The organism is Bartonella sp. 220B (assembly GCF_026930205.1).
Taxonomy (GTDB): Bacteria; Pseudomonadota; Alphaproteobacteria; order Rhizobiales; family Rhizobiaceae; genus Bartonella.
Genome location: NZ_JANHOI010000001.1, coordinates 18,266 through 36,645, shown reverse-complemented (window position 1 = coordinate 36,645; position 18,380 = coordinate 18,266). Strand labels below are relative to the sequence as shown.

At 38.3% G+C, this 18,380-nt stretch carries 10 protein-coding genes, 3 tRNA genes and 1 pseudogene; 8 read left to right on the top strand and 6 right to left on the bottom strand.

Annotated elements, in window-relative coordinates; translation table 11 throughout:
* Positions 1–700 precede the first annotated feature (700 nt).
* The 3 genes from rpsU to NPX99_RS00075 form a co-directional block, all read right to left on the bottom strand.
* Positions 701–934, bottom strand: a complete 234-nt coding sequence (gene rpsU / locus NPX99_RS00085; protein WP_269029738.1) for a 30S ribosomal protein S21 — start codon at positions 932–934, stop codon at positions 701–703.
* A gap of 196 nt (positions 935–1,130) precedes the next feature.
* Entirely contained in the window at positions 1,131–2,804 is a 1,674-nt protein-coding gene (locus NPX99_RS00080) for a formate--tetrahydrofolate ligase (RefSeq protein WP_269029737.1), read from the bottom strand.
* Positions 2,805–3,450: 646 nt separating this feature from the next.
* Positions 3,451–3,527, bottom strand: a tRNA-Arg gene (locus NPX99_RS00075).
* Positions 3,528–3,904: 377 nt separating this feature from the next.
* Here NPX99_RS00075 and NPX99_RS00070 point away from each other — a divergent pair.
* The 3 genes from NPX99_RS00070 to pgi all read left to right on the top strand — a co-directional run bounded on the left by NPX99_RS00070 (position 3,905) and on the right by pgi (position 10,038).
* Positions 3,905–5,047: an efflux RND transporter periplasmic adaptor subunit gene (locus tag NPX99_RS00070; protein WP_269029736.1), complete on the top strand. Its 1,143-nt coding sequence runs from the start codon at positions 3,905–3,907 to the stop codon at positions 5,045–5,047.
* Entirely contained in the window at positions 5,044–8,178 is a 3,135-nt protein-coding gene (locus NPX99_RS00065; protein WP_269029735.1) for an efflux RND transporter permease subunit, read from the top strand. The genes NPX99_RS00070 and NPX99_RS00065 overlap by 4 nt, the downstream gene beginning before the upstream one ends.
* A gap of 195 nt (positions 8,179–8,373) precedes the next feature.
* On the top strand, positions 8,374–10,038 hold the full coding sequence (gene pgi / locus NPX99_RS00060; protein WP_269029734.1) for a glucose-6-phosphate isomerase: 1,665 nt from the start codon (positions 8,374–8,376) through the stop codon (positions 10,036–10,038).
* 110 nt (positions 10,039–10,148) lie between these two features.
* On the opposite strand, the gene NPX99_RS00055 is transcribed toward pgi, so the two are convergent.
* Positions 10,149–10,238: transfer RNA gene (locus NPX99_RS00055), tRNA-Ser, on the bottom strand.
* A gap of 290 nt (positions 10,239–10,528) precedes the next feature.
* Between NPX99_RS00055 and rplU the strand changes: the two genes are divergently transcribed.
* The 4 genes from rplU (at position 10,529) to NPX99_RS00035 (ending at position 14,983) form a co-directional block, all read left to right on the top strand.
* The gene (gene rplU / locus NPX99_RS00050) at positions 10,529–11,020 is read left to right on the top strand and encodes a 50S ribosomal protein L21 (RefSeq protein WP_269029733.1); all 492 of its coding nucleotides are present in this window, start codon (positions 10,529–10,531) and stop codon (positions 11,018–11,020) included.
* 12 nt (positions 11,021–11,032) lie between these two features.
* A complete protein-coding gene (gene rpmA / locus NPX99_RS00045) occupies positions 11,033–11,302 on the top strand; it encodes a 50S ribosomal protein L27 (protein WP_269029732.1) in 270 nt (89 codons plus the stop codon).
* 737 nt (positions 11,303–12,039) lie between these two features.
* Complete coding sequence (gene ptsP / locus NPX99_RS00040; protein WP_269030014.1) at positions 12,040–14,544, top strand: phosphoenolpyruvate--protein phosphotransferase; 2,505 nt, start codon at positions 12,040–12,042, stop codon at positions 14,542–14,544.
* Positions 14,545–14,893: 349 nt separating this feature from the next.
* Positions 14,894–14,983: transfer RNA gene (locus NPX99_RS00035), tRNA-Ser, on the top strand.
* Positions 14,984–15,395: 412 nt separating this feature from the next.
* Here the strand turns inward: NPX99_RS00035 and NPX99_RS00030 are convergent.
* Both NPX99_RS00030 and NPX99_RS00025 read right to left on the bottom strand, forming a co-directional pair.
* Positions 15,396–16,170, bottom strand: a pseudogene (locus tag NPX99_RS00030) (class I SAM-dependent methyltransferase).
* Positions 16,171–16,493: 323 nt separating this feature from the next.
* Entirely contained in the window at positions 16,494–16,763 is a 270-nt protein-coding gene (locus tag NPX99_RS00025; protein ID WP_269030013.1) for a hypothetical protein, read from the bottom strand.
* A gap of 792 nt (positions 16,764–17,555) precedes the next feature.
* On the opposite strand from NPX99_RS00025, the gene NPX99_RS00020 reads away from it, so the two are divergent.
* A complete protein-coding gene (locus tag NPX99_RS00020) occupies positions 17,556–18,080 on the top strand; it encodes a helix-turn-helix domain-containing protein (protein ID WP_269029731.1) in 525 nt (174 codons plus the stop codon).
* Positions 18,081–18,380 lie beyond the last annotated feature (300 nt).

Genomic DNA, 18,380 nt, shown 5'->3' with positions numbered 1-18,380 from the left:
GTTATTTATGCTTGATTTCAGTTTTTTGTACCAACAAAATTGAACAGAAGATTGAGAGCAGAGCTTGCCCGTAGAATCCGATGAAGTGAATCATATAAGCAGTGAAAAAGTAGAACGTATCTTGAGAGACACAAATCTGATTATAGATTGAGAGTGGTTCAGAATATTCGTCCTTGAGGATGAAAAGGAAATAAAAAGCTTAAAAGTTACAGAGCTTTATCTCCTTATTGAATGCAGTGAGGGTGGAGAAAATTACCTGTATTCATTCTTTACGCACGCAATGACACACTGTGGTAGTAATTTATATTCTGCTGTTTAATTTGATTTAAAAGATGTACAAGATTCCCAATGTACAATCCAGATGAGAAGATCATCGTGAGATTTATATGCAGATAAGGATTACATTGAAACAACACTCCCCATACATGCACATCCCGTGTAACAACAGATAGTTTTAATAATCCAAGTGATAGTTTGTTATTTCATTATCTCGAATAAGTAAGTGCTACGTAAAGTCCACAAAAAGATTAAAAGAAAACGCTCATTTAGAGCCTTTTAGAACTAACCATCACATTTGAAGAACGGATATGGCAGACAGAGAGATACAACAAACCACAAGTGAAAAAAAATCACAAGATATATCAAATATTCTTGGATATCATTGTTATTGCGATTTTAAAAACAGATCAACAAAAGCGCACTATTTTACTGTAGCAGCTCGGCCGTTCGTAACAAGACCTTCTCTTTGCGCACGTTTACGGGCAAGCTTACGTGTACGACGAACAGCTTCAGCCTTTTCACGGGCACGCTTTTCAGATGGCTTCTCATAATATCCACGCATCTTCATTTCCCGAAAAATGCCTTCACGCTGCATCTTTTTCTTTAGCGCACGTAGCGCTTGATCAACATTGTTATCACGAACGAGTACTTGCACGATCTATCCTGCTTTGTTTCAAGTTTCATCAATAATAGGCAAAAACCTAGCCCTCTTTAAACTATATTTGAAAGGGCATACACTACGGAGTACATATCACATAAATAAGGTATTTGTCTATATTGCTTTTTAAAATTCTATTCTTTCGTTATAAGGTGCTTTTTATCATGAATGATTGAGTTTATGGGCTCTATATTTACGAAAGTCCCTGTATCTGTTCATTTCTGTCAAGATGAATTTTTTCAGCAGCCGGATAATGTGGTAAGCCGGGCATGGTCATGATATCTCCGCAAATAACGACAATAAAACCTGCACCCGCCAAGAGGCGAACTTCTCGTACAGGAATTTCAAAATCAACAGGGGCACCATATTGGGTAGGATCAGAAGAAAAAGAATAGGGTGTTTTTGCCATACAAATAGGGTATGTGCCAAAACCTTCTTTTTCCCAACCTTCAAGTTGTTTGAGAATAGGGGCGGGGATTATGGCTCCACGCCCACCATATAAGTTTGTTATGATACAATTAATTTTCTGAACGAGTGGAAGGTCATCTTGATACAGGACTTTAAAATGAGTATTTTTTTCTTCAATCAAAGTAACAAGTTCCTGTGCAAGTTCTAGAGCACCTTTTCCGCCCTGTTTCCAATGTGTGCAGACCACAGCTTTATGTCCAGTTGCTGCAACGATTTTTTGTAATGTATTTATTTCAGCATCGCTATCGCTATCAAAATGATTAAGAGCGACAATACAAGGAATTCCGTAGTGTTGCATATTTTTGATATGCCGTAAAAGATTAGCGGCTCCCTTTTGTAAAGCAGGGATATTCTCTTCTGACAGATGATTTTTTTCCACACCACCATTCATCTTTAATGCGCGAATTGTTGCGACAATCACTGTAGCATCGGGAACAATACCTGCTTGTCGACATTTAATGTTGAAGAATTTTTCTGCTCCGAGATCGGCTCCAAATCCTGCTTCGGTGACAACATAATCCGCGAGTTTTAAAGCGGTTTTTGTTGCTATAACTGAATTACAGCCATGAGCAATGTTGGCGAAAGGTCCTCCGTGAACAAGAACAGGATTATTTTCAAGGGTTTGTACGAGATTAGGCTGCATGGCATCTTTGAGAAGAACTGTCATTGCACCTTCCGCATTGAGATCAGCAACTGTCACAGGTGTTTTGTCATAACGATAGGCAACAATAATTCTTTTGAGTCTTTGTGAAAGATCTTCCAAATTTTCAGCAAGACAAAAAACAGCCATAATTTCGGATGCAACAGTAATATCAAAACCTGTTTGACGTGGGAAGCCATTGGTTATTCCACCCAATGAAATAACAATATTGCGCAATGTACGGTCATTCATATCAAGGACTCGTTTCCAAACAATGCGGCGGGGATCAATGTTCAGACTGTTTCCCCAATAGATATGATTATCTATCATTGCGGAAAGAAGATTATGGGCAGCTGTAATGGCATGGAAATCACCAGTAAAATGTAAATTCAGATCATCCATCGGTACAACTTGAGCATAACCACCTCCAGCAGCACCACCTTTTATACCAAAACAGGGGCCTAGAGACGGTTCTCTCAGAGCGGCGATTGTTTTTTTTCCAATGAGATTGAGGGCATCGTTGAGTCCAACCGTTGTTGTCGTTTTTCCTTCTCCAGCAGGAGTTGGATTGATAGCAGTGACGAGGATAAGTTTACCATCCGGATTGTTATTGAGTGATTTTATGTATGCAGAAGAAATTTTAGCTTTATCATGTCCATAAGGAATGAGATTTTCATGTGTAATACCAATTTTTTGTGCAATTTTAGTGATGGGCTGCTTTTGAGCAATGCGGGCAATTTCAATATCTGTTTTAGGCATGGGAAAATTCTTTAAATTTTGCTTTTGTTGACATTGAGGGCGAGTATTAATCGGACAAGGGAAACTGTAGCATAGAGAGATTAAGATAAACATAATAAAGGTTGATAAGATAGCGATTATATTGTGCAAGAGGGAAAGCTAAAGAGAAACAGAAAGAAATTTAAAAAATCGCTATATTTTTAATTTTGATAAGTTTTTAGAAGAAATGAGGAATTCAGAAACAGCTCCTTGATATCAATCTTTCAAATTTTTACATAACAGCACTGTGTTACGCTTTCTGATTTTCGCATCAGTTTATATTTTCCAGAATTTTTATAGCTTACTAAAAAAGAATGCTATCACCATAAAATTTTATAAAGGGGAATTTTGTTAAAATGGCGAATATTCTTTAGCAAAGAACAAAATATTTTATTTTGGATTTCAAAAGATAATAGAGATATTCAGGAATTTCCATTTTTGAATAGAAAAATATGTTAGATGATGCGTGTGTCTAAAGACATCTTAGCAAAAAATCCTGATTCGTGCTCAAAAGAGTGGGTGTGTGCTTATCCGATTAGGCTATAAGTGCATGATAAAAGGGTACCATAAAGGGAAATGGTTTACTAACCCTAATAATGCGCTAAAGAGAAACGAAAATCTTATATGATGGCGCACCCGAAGAGATTCGAACTCCTGACCCCCAGATTCGTAGTCTGGTGCTCTATCCAGCTGAGCTACGGGTGCCCTATTTTCAACTTTACATCATTGAAACAAGCGTTTCCTAATCGTTTCATTGAGGAATTGCAAGTGAAACTTGGTAAAAATAGAAATTTTGTCCTTTTGTTCTTTAATACATTTAAAAAAGACAACAACATTTTCGGTTTAAGTTGGATTTTTATATGGTATGTTTTCACTTGTTTAAGCAGTAAATGTAATATGAACGATAGTTAACTTGACGCTTTAGTCCGTGCAAGATAATCAAGTCTCGATGAGATATGTTTTTTTCAGTAGAGGATCAAATACACTGCCTGCAATTCGTTTTTTATGTGAAATTCGGATGTTACTGTTGAAGATTGTTTCGGACAAATTTGCGTATTAAATGGCGAAGCAAGGATAGATGTATGGGGTTGTTAAAAAAGATCTTTCCACTAGTGTTTTTCATTGTTGTTCTGATGGTTGCTTATTGGGAGGGAAAAAAAAGTTCAGAACGACTTATTCCTATAACAGGTAAGACGACAAATGCATCGGGTAAAATGTTAAAGGCACCCATGGGAAGCCCTCTGACGCATGTTGTTGTTGATGTTGTCAAAGTTCAAGATTTTTATGAACAGTTGAATGCGCTTGGAAGTGGACGAGCATTTGCTACAGTGGAGTTAACCCCTTGGTCATCAGGTGTTATTGATAAGTTTTTTGTGTCAGCTGGTGCAAAAGTGCAAGAGGGTGATGCGCTTGCAAAGCTTGATTCTAAAAAGGAAGAAATAGCGGTTGCAAAAGCAAAAGTACAACGTGATAACAGTGCATTAACGCTATCGCGTATTCTTAAATTACGTGCCAGCAATACAGCAACAGAGGTTCAGGAAATTACTGCACGCTTAGAGTTGGATAACGCAAATTTGGTTTTACGTGATGCTGATTTAGCACTTGATCGGCGAACAATTCGTGCACCTATTAGCGGTGTTGTTGGTATTTTCCCCATTGATGTGGGCAATGCTGTTACTCCTAATACTATAATAGGCCGTATTGAGGATAGAGAACGTATTTTAGTTGATATATGGGTTCCTGAACGATACACATCGTATATTCATAAAGGAGATGAGGTAACAGCAACATTAACGGCACAGCCGGATAAAGCTTTTGTTGGTCATATTTATGCGATTGATAATGTTGTTGATCCAGAAAGTCGCACACTTCATGTTCAGGTTGAAATCAAGAATGAAAAAGATACGCTTATGTCCGGTATGTCTTTTTCTATTGCGTTGCAATTTTATGGTGGTGCTTTTCCTGTCGTTCATCCACTTGCCGTTCAATGGAACAGTAAGGGATCATTCGTTTGGCGTGTGAGAGAGGGGAAAGTAGAGCCTATTCCAGTATCGATTATGCAGCATAAAGCAGATCAAGTATTTGTGAAAGCTCTCCTCAAAAATGGTGATCAAGTTGTTATTCAGGGAGTACAGACTCTCCATCCAGGAAGCAGGGTTACTCTTGATAATCCAAAGTCCGATCAACAGAAATTATCAATGCTTCATGGGCAGAGTGTACAATGAGACAGGAATTTAGCGCGAAACAGCCCATAGCACAGGCTGAGCAAGGCGGTTTGATTGCATTGTTTATTCGCAGACCGGTTTTCACCTTTGTTTTGAATGCTCTGATTGTCATTGCAGGGGTTGCTGCATGGTTGAATGTGGATGTACGTGAACTTCCCGATGTTGATACTCCCGTAACGACGATTATGACAGCTTTTGCTGGAGCATCAGCAGAAACCATTGATCGTGAAGTTACAAGAATTATAGAAGATGCTGTTTCTCGTGTTTCAGGTGTTAAAACAATTTCTTCAAGCTCTTCTTTTGGCCGTTCCCGTGTAGAGATTAGCTTTAATGTTGGTGTTGATTTGAATGTTGCAGCATCTGATATTCGTGATGCGCTCTCTCGCATTGCTTATTCTTTACCCAAAAATGCTGACACACCTTTGATTATTAAGGCAGATTCGAATGCTGCTGCGATGATGTATTTGGTTGTAACTTCACCAACAATGAGTATTGATGATTTAACAGCAGTCGTAAATGATCAAATTGTTGATGCGCTTTCTGCCGTTGATGGTGTTGGTGATGTGCAGGTTGATAGCGCACGCACGAAGATTTTTCAGATTGATGTCGATCAAGCAAAGCTTGCCAGCTATGGCTTAACTGTAGCGGATATTTCACGTGTTCTTGCGGATATGACAACGGATGTACCAGTAGGGTCATTACGCAATTCTAAGCAAACTTTAATTGTACGTGCTACTGCGCGTTTAACAACACCAGAGGCTTTTGAACAAGTTGTTTTAAAACCGCATGTGCATCTTGGTGATGTTGCGCATGTGACTTTATCACCCGATGTGGAAACAGTTATTCTTCGTGTTAATGGAAAGACAGGAATTGGGTTAGGAATTGTGCGTAAAGCACAATCCAACACCCTTAATATTTCTCAAGGAGTTCGAGAAGTTCTTAGTCACCTCAAAAGTATTGTTCCGTCTTCTGTGCATATGGATGTGATTAGTGATGATGCACTTTTTATTAAGAGCGCACTTCATGAGGTTGAGGTTGCATTGGTCATTGCTATTCTCAGCGTTATCTTGGTTATTTTTCTTTTTTTAAGAGATATTCGTGTAACGCTTATTCCTGCCTTATCTATTCCTGTTGCTTTGATTGGTACAATTTCTGCCATTTATCTTATAGGATTTTCCTTAAATATTCTCACATTTTTAGGACTTGTTTTGGCAACAGGGCTTGTGGTTGATGATGCAATTGTTGTTCTGGAGAATATTGTTCGATGGCGCAATATGGGTTTTGGTCCTCGAGCAGCAGCGGTACGAGGGACACGGGAAGTCTTTTTTGCTGTTTTAGCAACAACGTTGACTTTAGTTGCTGTATTTGTACCTATTTCTTTTCTTCCTGGTCAAGTAGGAGGACTTTTTAGAGAATTTGGTTTTGTGTTGGCAATTTCTATTCTGCTTTCTTCGATTGTTGCTTTAACACTTTGCCCGATGTTGGCTTCACGTCTTCTCAAAGGACATCTTGAAAGCGAGAGGGATAAGACGCATTATCTTACCTTTTTATATAAATTGGGTTCTTTTTTTAACAAAGGATATGCTTATACTCTGCATAAATGTTTGAGCAGACCTTGGACTGTTATTTTTGCTTCGTTTATTTTTGCGGGTCTTTGTGTTGGAGGCTATACGAAATTACAACAGGAATTAACGCCGGCAGAAGATAGGGCTTTGATCTTTTTAGTCATTAATGGACCACAAGGTATTTCAACACAATATCTCAATGAACAGGTAGAGAAGATTGAAACGCGTTTAAAACCGTTACGTGATGCTGGAGAAATTGCTAACAGTTATTCTATCGCTGGCATTGGTGGTTCATCAAATACTGCTTTTTTAATTTTGTTGCTTTCTTCTTGGAATAAACGTTTGCGCTCTCAACAAGAGATCGTAGAAGATGTTAATGCTAAGGTGAGACAGTTGCCCGCAGTTTTTGTGTTTGCTGCACAGGGAAATTCTCTAGGCGTTAGAGGAACGGGGCAAGGATTACAATTTGCAATTCTTGGCAATGATTATACAAAATTACAGCCAATTGCTGATAAACTTGTGAGTGCTTTGCAAGCTGATCGACATTTTATCCACCCAAGGCTTACTGTTGATGCAACGCAAGCACAGTTTTTTATTGAAATTAATCGAGAAAAAGCCTCTGAATTAGGGATTGATATCACCAATTTGGGGAATACACTACAAGCAATGCTGGATGGGAAAAAAATTGGTTCCGTTTATGTTGATGATCATTCTTATGATGTAAAACTCACTTCGCGTAAGAATCCACTTAACAATCCTCGTGATTTGGAAAATATTTTTTTGAAAACCAAAGGCAATAAATATGTTCCTTTATCGGTTGTTGCGCGCTTGCAGGAAAAAGCCATAGCACCTCAATTAAAACGAGAGAAACGCATGAGTGCTGTTATTTTAAGCACAAATCTTGCCCCAGGTATCGTTTTAGGGGATGCTTATCGGACTGTACAGAAAATCGCAGCTCCTTTGTTGGTAGAGGGAAATTATATTGTTCCATTGGGGGAAGCTGCTACACTTGATGAAACATCTTCCAATTTTATGATTGTCTTTGGAATAGCCTTTGTGATTATTTTATTGGTCTTAGCTGCTCAATTTGAGAGTTTTGTTTCAGGATTTATTATCATGGCGACTGTACCATTAGGGATTGGTTGTGCTGTAATTGCTATGCTTTTAAGTGGTGTTAGTCTGAATATTTATAGTCAAATTGGTTTAATTTTGTTAGTTGGGGTTATGGCCAAAAATGGGATTCTGATTGTTGAGTTTGCAGATCAATTGCGTGATCGAGGTAAAAGCGTACGTGAAGCTGTAGAAGAAGCGGCAAATATACGTCTTCGTCCAGTTTGTATGACGATGATTTGTGCTATTTTAGGGGGGATTCCTTTGGTTTTAGCCAAAGGTGCTGGTGCAGAAGCACGTGTATCTTTAGGTTGGGTTATTGTTGGTGGTTTGGGTTTAGCAACTGTTTTTACGCTTTATGTCACACCGGTTGTTTATCTTTTTCTCGGATGTTTTGTAAAGCCAAAAGCAGAAGAAGCTTTACGTTTAACAAAAGAACTCAGCCAAGTTGAATGATGTATTTGGTAAGAAAGATTTAGAAGTTTCTTACTTTCGTTTTAAAAATGCCGTTTTCAGGTCCTACCTTTCCACTTTTGTGTTCCTTTATTTTGTATATGAGCAGTAAAAATACCGAACAATAAAAAAGGAAGCTCTCTATTTTATTATTTTTGTGCGTAAATTTCATTGTCAATAACTGTGCGAGATAAGTCTATGGAAGATAGCTTGTTGCTTCGAAATGAAAAAGCTTTTGAGGAAGCTTTAAAAGCTTTAAAAAAGCATGCCACAAAAGAGAGAGTCCACGATATTCGCCGGCATTTCGAAGAGGATGAAAAGCGTTTTTCTCATTTTTCTTTAAAGCTTGATGATCTTCTTTTTGATTTTTCAAAATGTGGTGTAACATTTAAAACGTTACAACTTCTGGATGATTTGGCTCTTGCCGCAGATGTGTTGGGTAGGCGTGAGGCAATGTTTTTAGGTCAGGCTATTAATACAACTGAAAAACGCTCAGTTCTTCATATTGCATTACGTTTGCCTGCTGACGAAGTTTTTATGGTGGATGGTCATGATGTTATTGGAGATATTCAAGCTGTTCTTCATGATATGGAAAGATTTTCTGAAAGAGTGCGTGATGGTAGCTATAAGGGCAATAATGGTGAGAGGATAACCGATATTGTGAATATTGGTATTGGGGGGTCTGATCTTGGACCTGCAATGGTCACACATGCTTTAAAACCGTATCATGATGGTCCGCATTGTCATTTTGTTTCTAATGCTGACAGTGCACATATTTTTGATACTCTCTCTGTTTTGAATCCTGCAACAACGCTGTTTGTCATTGCCTCTAAAACTTTTACGACCACAGAAACGATGATGAATGCGCAAGTTGCACGTCAATGGATTTGTTCGCATTTAGGGGAAGAAGCTGTTTGCAGGCATTTTGTTGCTGTTTCAAGTGCGCTTGATAAAGTAGCAGAATTTGGCATCAATTTTTCAAGAGTTTTTGGATTTTGGAATTGGGTTGGAGGGCGTTATTCGATTTGGTCTTCTATTGGTCTTGTTGTTATGTTGGCAATCGGGGGGCAGAATTTTCGCCAGTTTCTTAAAGGTGCGCAGCAGATGGACCAACATTTTAAAGCGGCACCTTTACATAAAAATATTCCTATTCGATTTGCGCTTTTAGGATTTTGGCATCGCGTCATTTGTGGTTATTTATCACGTGCTGTTATTCCTTATGAACAGCGTTTGGTACGTTTTCCAGCTTATCTGCAACAACTTGATATGGAGTCAAATGGTAAGCAGGTTTCTTTGGATGGAAAACCGATGACTTTTTCAAGCGGTCCAGTTGTTTGGGGAGATGCTGGGACGAATGGGCAACATGCTTTTTTCCAGCTTTTGCACCAGGGAACAGATGTTATTCCCGTGGAATTTATTTTATTTGCAAAAGGGCATGAACATAATTTACGTCATATGCATGATATGTTGGTAGCAAATTGCTTAGCGCAATCAAAGGCCTTAATGAAGGGACGTCGTGTCGAAGATGCTTGGCGCATTCTTGTAAAAAATGGAATGGATGAGTATGAAGCAGATAATCTAGCACTTCATAAAAGTTTTGAGGGAAACCGTCCCAGTATAATGTTAGTTCAGGATTTATTGACTCCCTTTTCACTTGGTCGCCTTATTGCCCTTTATGAACATCGTGTTTTTGTTGAAGGTGTTTTGATGAATATTAATTCATTTGATCAATGGGGCGTTGAGCTTGGCAAAGAATTAGCCAATGAATTGTTACCGATACTTCGTGGAGAAAAAAAAGCGGATAACCGCGATAGTTCGACATTAGGGTTATTAGCACATATGAGAGCCAAGCGTGTAGAATGAACTGTTGTAGTTTGACATAAGGTTTTATACTTAAATGAGAAAAGAGAGGATGAGGAAAAAATACGTGATAATTCACTGTTTTCACAAATATCATTGAGCGATGAATACTTTGGCGGAGAGAGAGGGATTTGAACCCCCGATAGAGTTGCCCCTATGCCGCATTTCGAGTGCGGTGCTTTCAACCACTCAGCCATCTCTCCTTATAAAAGTGTGATGAATTTCACACTATTTGAGTGTATGGCGGGTAAATAACCTTCAATTGCTTTTAGTACAACCCTTTTTTGCTTTTTTATAGGGCTTTATTGACAAAGAATAGAAATTCCGTCATATACGCGAGATACAAGCGCAGAATAAGTCTGTGTGTATTTTTTTTAGAGAAGGATATTTATCCTTCTTGGAAGATCTATTACGACTGATAAAAAGCAGCCTATTTTTCCTTATTAACAAGGCAGAAATCAAATAAGAGCTGGAATGAACGGAAGGATAAAAAATGTTCGCAGTCATTAAAACCGGTGGTAAGCAATACCGCGTTGTTGCTAACCAAGTGGTAAAAGTTGAAAAAATTATTGGCAATGCGGGTGATGTTATTGAATTCAATGACATATTGATGGTTGAGCAAGAGGGGAATACGGTTGTTGGTGCACCTGTTGTTGCTGGTGCTTTGGTTACTGCTGAGATTGTAGAGCAAGTACGTGGGCGTAAGGTTATCGCATTTAAGAAGCGTCGTCGTCAAAATTCGAAACGTACGCGTGGACATCGTCAAGAACTGACAACACTTCGTATTTTAGAAATTTTAATGGGTGGTTCAAAACCTAAAAAAGCAGTTGCAAAACCAAGTAAAGAGGAAGCCACGGCATTAAAAGAGACAACGAAGGAAACAAAAGCGCCAGCTTCTGTAAAGAAGGCAGCAAAGAAGCCTGCTGAAAAGAAGACCACACCGCAAAAGAAAGCGGCTGTAGCATCAGAGAATAAAGAAGATTAAAGGAGAACGTCCATGGCACATAAAAAAGCTGGTGGTTCCTCGCGGAATGGTCGCGATTCAGAATCGAAACGACTTGGCGTTAAAAAATTTGGTGGTGAAGCCGTCATTCCTGGGAATATTATTGTTCGCCAACGGGGTACGCGTTGGCATCCTGGTGACAATGTTGGTATGGGAAAAGACCATACTCTTTTTGCGCTATCAAATGGAACGGTTTCTTTTCGTAGGAAAGCGAGTAACCGTTCGTATGTTTCGGTTATTCCTGTGACAGAGGCGACAAAATAGATTGTAATAAGCTAGAACTTCATTGGAGTTCGGTTTTAAATTTTAGCACAAGAAAGGGAAGGTAGGATGCTATCTTTCCTTTTTTGTGCTCTATGCTATAATGTAAAATGGAGGGGATGCAAAAAACTAAAGAACAGAATCTAGGAAAATGTTTTTCTTAAAGAGCTGAAAGATTGCTGTAATGTTTCGCTTGTATTGAAGGCATTAATATGAGGAGGGAGTTTGCCAATAATCAGGGTATGATAATGATGCAGAAGGTTTTTTGCGCACGAAAAAGCACCAAACCATTTGTTTTAAAAAGGCAATTTATTTTCATAGAATTTTAAGAGAAATTTGAAGGGGTAGTGGGGCTATTCATGTTCTTTAAACGGTTATGGGGTGTCATGACAGGTTATGCCAAATAACTTGGGGAAGTGAGAGCGTTTTTTAAAGAGCTTTTCAATTTGTTGAGGGTGCAAGGATTGGGGTATTGATCTTTGTAAAATAAAGAGTGGGAGTTCGATTTATCTATGATAACTTTTCGTAACTTGGTAGAGGATGATATCCAAGCGTTTGATGGATCGCGTTGGGGGAAATGTCTCAGTTCATTATATTCCATACAATAAAAAGAGAAGTCGCAATGTTATTTATACGTTGTATGTTGAAAAATGCGGCTTTGAAATAAAATTTATCAGAAATATTCATGCTCAAACGTGAGGGAGTTTAAATTCATCATGAGATGTGAAGAAGTCGAAGCAATGAATACAGAATTTAACGAGAGTGAAATCTTGTCTATAAGATCTGTACAACTTGCAGCTGCTTTTGAGCATAAAAATGATGTGATTCGTGCTGCTGGTGAATTGCTTGTGCAGGCCGGTGCAGTTGATGAATGTTATCTAGCAAGCATGCTTCAACGTGAAGCAATCACAAATACTTGGCTTGGGAATGGTATAGCCATTCCCCATGGAATGGTTGAAAACCATAATTTGATTATCAGAGATGCTGTTGCTGTTATACAGATTCCTGCAGGTGTTGAATGGCGGGAGGGTGAGAAAGCGCGTTTGGTTATTGCCATTGCAGCTTGTCCAGATCGTTATAGAGAGATTTGCAGACAATTGGCGCCTCTTTTATATGATAAGGAACTGCTTGAAGCACTTTCAACGACTACGGATAAACAACAGATTGTTACAACTTTATTTGGTCAAGATATGCAGATGGGAAAGACTTCTATTGGTGATCTTTCGGTTTGCCAAGAATGGACTTTAGATTATCCAAGTGGTCTTCATGCACGACCAGCTTCTCTTTGGGTTGACTTTGCAAAAAAGGTTAAGAGCTCTATCAGAATTCGCCATGGTCAATATGCTGTTGAAATGAAAAATTTGGTTGGTTTATTGCAGTTAGGAGCAAAAAGCGGTGATGTTCTTATTTTTTCGACGGATGCTGTAGAAGGTGTGCAACTGCTTAAAGATGCAATTTCTGTTGCGAAGAAAGTGAGCATAAGTGAAAAGTGTATGATGAGAGAAATAGAGTCTCAAACCAAGACTTTTCATGGCTGGTCTCCGCGTTCTGGGCAAAAAGGTATTTCTGGTGTTGGTGCAAGTTCAGGGTTAGCTTTGGGAAAGATTTTTGTTTTAAAACAAAATAATATTTCCATAACGGATCAGCCTGTTGATTTTGCAATTGGGACGGCATATCTTGAAAATGCTCTTACAAAAACAAGACGTAAAATGGCATCCGTTATTTCTGATATCACAGCGCGTATGGGAGCAGATTCTGCTGCGATTTTTTCTGCACAAATGGTTTTGCTTGAAGATGAAAATCTGATAGCTCAAGCTTATCGTTTTATAGCAGAAGGTCATGGTGTTGCTTGGTCTTGGGATAGAGCGATTCAGCAATTTGTGGATATGTTTTCTCAGGTCAATAATCCTTTGTTAGCGGCGCGTGCTGTTAACTTAGTTGATGTTGGTCGTCGTGTTTTAGGCGAAATAAATCCATCATATAAACCATTCTTTTTAAATGACCTTCCGAGCGGTATTATTTTTGTTACAGATGATCTATCTCCTTCTGATGTAGCTCAGCTTGATTGTACAAAAGTGCAAGGGTTAGTAACGGCATGGGGAGGTCCACTGTCTCATACGGCAATTTTAGCACGTACTCTGGGTATCCCAATGGTTGTTGCTACAGGTGATGATATTTTGGCAGTTGAGAATGATGTTCAAGCTATTATTGATGGTGATAATGGGTTCATTTATTTTGATCCTTCTCCTGAAGATGTTGAAGATGTAGAAAGGCAGATAAGCATTTTTGCGCAAAAGCATGAGAGTGAGATACGCGTATGTAGATTACCTGTGCAAACGACGGATGGTCAAAAGATTCGTATCATGGCTAATGTCAGCTACACAAATCAGGTTTCTGTTGCGTTGGACTTGGGAGCTGAAGGTATTGGTCTTATGCGTACAGAATTTTTGTTTTTAGAGAGCCCCTATGTTCCAGATGAGGAAGCACAATTTGATGTGTACCGAGCGATGATGACAGCGGTGGGGGATAAGCCATTGATTATTCGTGCACTCGATATTGGTGGAGATAAACAGGTTACACATTTACATTTATCTAAAGAGGACAATCCTTTTTTAGGAATTCGGGGAACGCGGCTTTTATTGCGGCGACGTGATCTTTTGGTTCCTCAGTTACGTGCTTTGTATAGAGTGGCAAAAGAAGGTGGAGATTTATGGCTTCTGTTTCCGATGGTTATGTCTGTTTCAGAGGTTTTTGCTATAAAAAAGATCACAGAAGAAATACGTCATGATCTTGGTGCGCCTAAATTAAAGATTGGTATTATGATCGAAGTTCCGGCAGCAGCTATTATGGCAGATGTTTTGAGTGCCTATGTGGATTTTTTCTCCATTGGAACGAACGATTTAACGCAGTATACAATGGCAGTTGATAGACAGAATCCTTACCTTGTGTCTGAAGCTGATAGTCTTGATCCAGCGGTTTTGCGTATGATACATCAGACTGTACAAGGTGCAGAAAAACATAATTGTTGGGTTAGTGTGTGTGGTGGTATGGCGGGAGATCCTTTTGCAGCGATGATTTTGACAGGATTGGGGATTAATGAACTTTCTATGATATCCAGTGATATTTCTTCAGTAAAAGCATGTTTGCAGACCCATAGTTTTGAAGACATGAAAATTTTAGCAAGAAAGGCATTACAATGTGAAACTGCACAGGCTGTACGTGCTCTTAGCAATGATATAAAGTGATATAGGGAAGTTTAAGGGGACGGAGAATTTATTAATCTTATAATTTGGTAAAGCAAAAGCACATCATCAAGCATTTTTGTTAGAATAGATTTTATTATTCTCACGAAGCACGTTTTCGTATTGGTGACGATTCATGAAGGTGCTTATTTTGTTGTTTTCTAAATATAGGTAGTGATAATAGGGGGAGTACTGTCTATCCACGGAAAAAAGTTGCTTGTTGAAAAAGAGAAAATGTATTTATCCTTAATAAGGCTTTCGTCTTGTTTTGATAAATAAAGTTATTTTTTTGAGTTGTGAGTATGAGTTTAAGCTTGCACGTTATTTCTTTCTGGGTATAGTGCGGACCTCTGGAGAGGTGGCCGAGTGGTTGAAGGCGCACGCCTGGAACGCGTGTATATGGGAAACCATATCGAGGGTTCGAATCCCTCTCTCTCCGCCACTTTAAGAATTAAAGGGGTCTATGCAAGTTCAGGAATCTTGTATTCTTTGATTCTTTTAACTTATTTTCCTGTCTATCCCATACCTTTTTTATTACTTCTATTGCTCACCGTTGCCTATCTGCTGTTTTGGTATAAAGTGATGCTATTCTATCCTTGGTGCGTCCAAAGTGTAAATTAACTCAATTTTCCTATCTCTGGCATATTATTGAGAGACAAAAAACGCTTTCTCTTTATTTGAGCAAAGTTCATGGACACGGAACATAAAGATCGATGTAATAAGACGTGAATTGGGAACCAAAGGAGAAAGGCGGTACAAATGTCTCTCAAATTAGCATTTTAATATGCGTGGATTTTTCGCACATTGCTTATTTTGTATGCTGACAGGCAGAAGAGGCAACCATAAATATGGGATTATCTTGCATACATGTAAAGTTCACTTCGATACAGAATCTCCAAATTTCCTTGTATTTCATATTGCTTTATCAATGTACCCAATTTCTGCAAATATTCTTCTTGATGGCTAGCAATGGCGCGTTGTGCTTGCGTTGAGGAGCGGCTTATTCCAATAAAGTTTTTGGATGAGATCGTCATTGACCAATCATGTGTATGTAAAGCAATCTTTTCTGGATTGACCCTAAAGCCATCGCTCATTTCCTGTAAAAAATCAAAATGACGATAATAACGGGAATAGTGAGGGCTCATTTCTTCTAATAATGTCTCATAAGCGGTGAGAAATTCGCTCTGCTTAAAATTGCGATTGTTTTGAATAACCGCTATGATACCATTGGTTTGGAGTTGGTTTGAGACAGCACAAAGCAATCGAGGGCGATCCATCCATTGAAACGCCTGTGCCACAACAACAAGATCAAGCTTGCCGATTTTGGGCAATAGGCTTTCGGCTTGGCCTTGATACCATTGCACAGTAGGAAATTTTTTCGCCCCTGCTTAATCATGTCCGAGGATATATCGATAGCATGATATTGGTGTTCATTTCCCAGAAGTTTGACAATTCCTTCTAATGCGATACCGGTTCCAGCTCCTACATCCACGATGGATAAATGTTTTTTGTCCTTAAAAGGCAGTAGCATGGTTTTCAATAAGGGAGGGGATAGCGTGGACGATAGCGATCATAATCATCAGCCAATCCATCAAACTTTTCGCTTTGTGGTTGAATATTTTGTGTCATCGAATTTCCCTTTACAATTGCTAACATAGGTAATTGAGATGCTTTTCTTTGTTCCGTATGTTAAGCATAAGTTCCTAAGGATAGTTGAAGAGGAATGGCTGTTTGTAATGAATAATGCATAAATTTTATAAGTGCCATAAAATATGAGCCAGTTTTTGATGAATTACTATAGAAACTTGAGATGCCTTTTTTCTTAACCTCACTTTCGTGAGAGGGAAGGGAGACAGCATTTTGCAATTTTTTAAAAGTTTTTCATTTCTATTTAAGTAAAGAAGAGTGGAAGGCAGTCAGACAATCTCACACCATATCAGGGTTGTATTGTGTTATTTGTATTCTTCAAAATCCATATGAGTCACAGTCTCTTCTTCATTTTTATTGGAAAGAGGCATTCTACGACGGCGTAGAGTTTCTACAATTTCCTTTTTAAAAACCATATCTGTTTCACTTAAACGACAGATACTTAATTCTAATTCAAGAGATAAAGCTAAATCTACACATGATTTAAGCTGTTCTCCAATGTCAAAACCGCGTTGATAATCGTCATAAAGACCAACAAGCGTATCCGATAATTCTTTATCGCGTAAAGAGGTCATGTTCATGTCTCCACATCACGGTTTTTTTTAATGCAGTTTTATGTATTTAAGCGCCATTGCATTATGATCGTCAAAAGCTTTCATGCATATCACTATCATAGTTTTGTCGATTTGGCGCAAAACATCAACTTTTAAGTCACTATCTATCAGAAATTTTCTTGTTCCAAGAACTTCAGTTTCCCACTTGTGCATGCATATTGCAAGATCTTTATTATAGGACTTATAGTATTGAGAATACATGATTGGCAGACGGCTTTTCGTTTGCGCAGAAGATGTATCATTTTGATAAAAATGCTCTGAGATTTTATCATTGCTAACGAAATTCAAACCAGAATTATTGATATCAATAACTTGGCATAATTGATGAATTGCTTTATCGGTTAGATTTTGAACTTCATTAACAACGAGGCATCTATCATTTCCGATCTGCTTTCATTTTTTGCAAAACACCAATTTATTTTACCCATTTCGACTTGATTTTGAGACATTGAGAAACCTTTTTTCTTATGTAATTAAAAAACTGTCCAAATTTTTTGACATTGGATAACGGTATTTGGTAAACTCTCGTGAGTTTTGCCACGGATCATGTTTTGCGGCATAAACTCGAAAAATACTATGGCAGTACTATCTTTATGTGATTGTCATAATTTTCGCTCCTACTTAAATGGATACGGCAACATCCATTTTGTGGGGTTATGTGTGTGATAACCGCTCATCTAACGAGCGGTAATTAAGAAATATAAATCAATATAATTATTTAGTCAACAATTATATTGATTTTGGAGTAGTTTTTTGGCACGTCCAGAAACAGAACCTAAAACTGATTTGGCAAAACGTTTTCGTGAAGTGCGTCGCACCCTTGGTTTCAAGGAACGTAAACAATTTGCTGAACATCTTGGTATAACTGCTGGTTCCATAGGAACGTATGAAACTGGTATAAGTGAGCCTACTGCTTCTGCTCTCTCCAAATATCAAGAAATCTGTGGTGTTTCATTAGATTGGCTCATTACTGGCAATGGTGAAATGTTTACAGACATGGCAAAGGCGAAAGCAGCGGGTTTTAAACTGCAAGCTATTCCTGCTGGACTGATGAAAAAGCTTGGGCGTTTGGTTTATACGACCTATCATGATGCAAAGATAACAATTTCTCCTGAAGATATAGCGGAATTAGCGGCAGAACTTTATGGAAAATTACAAGAGCTTATTCAAAACATCAGTGATGTGGAAGAAGTTGAAGCAACTTTCCCGCTTTTGAAATTGCATTTAAAACGTCAAATAGAAGCTGAGAAAACACAACCAACAACGCCACAAGATTAACAGTCTTCTGCAACAAAAATTTTTTTGATTTTCTATAAAAATCCAAGTTCAAAAATAGCACTACCTCTACAGATCTTTTAGTTTTTGAAAACACTATCACGCATTTTATCTTCTAGAGAAGATTGAACAATACAAATTTCTATGTAGTGTTCATACGTTTCGTGAAACTATACCGTAGGATTGTCTTTATATAAAAATACATTTTACAGTTTATGATAGTGTGTTTCTAACACAATGAAAAATTATTTTTCTCTACTCTTGCCATTTTGTTTATGCGCTTTATCTGAAAATGAGAGATCG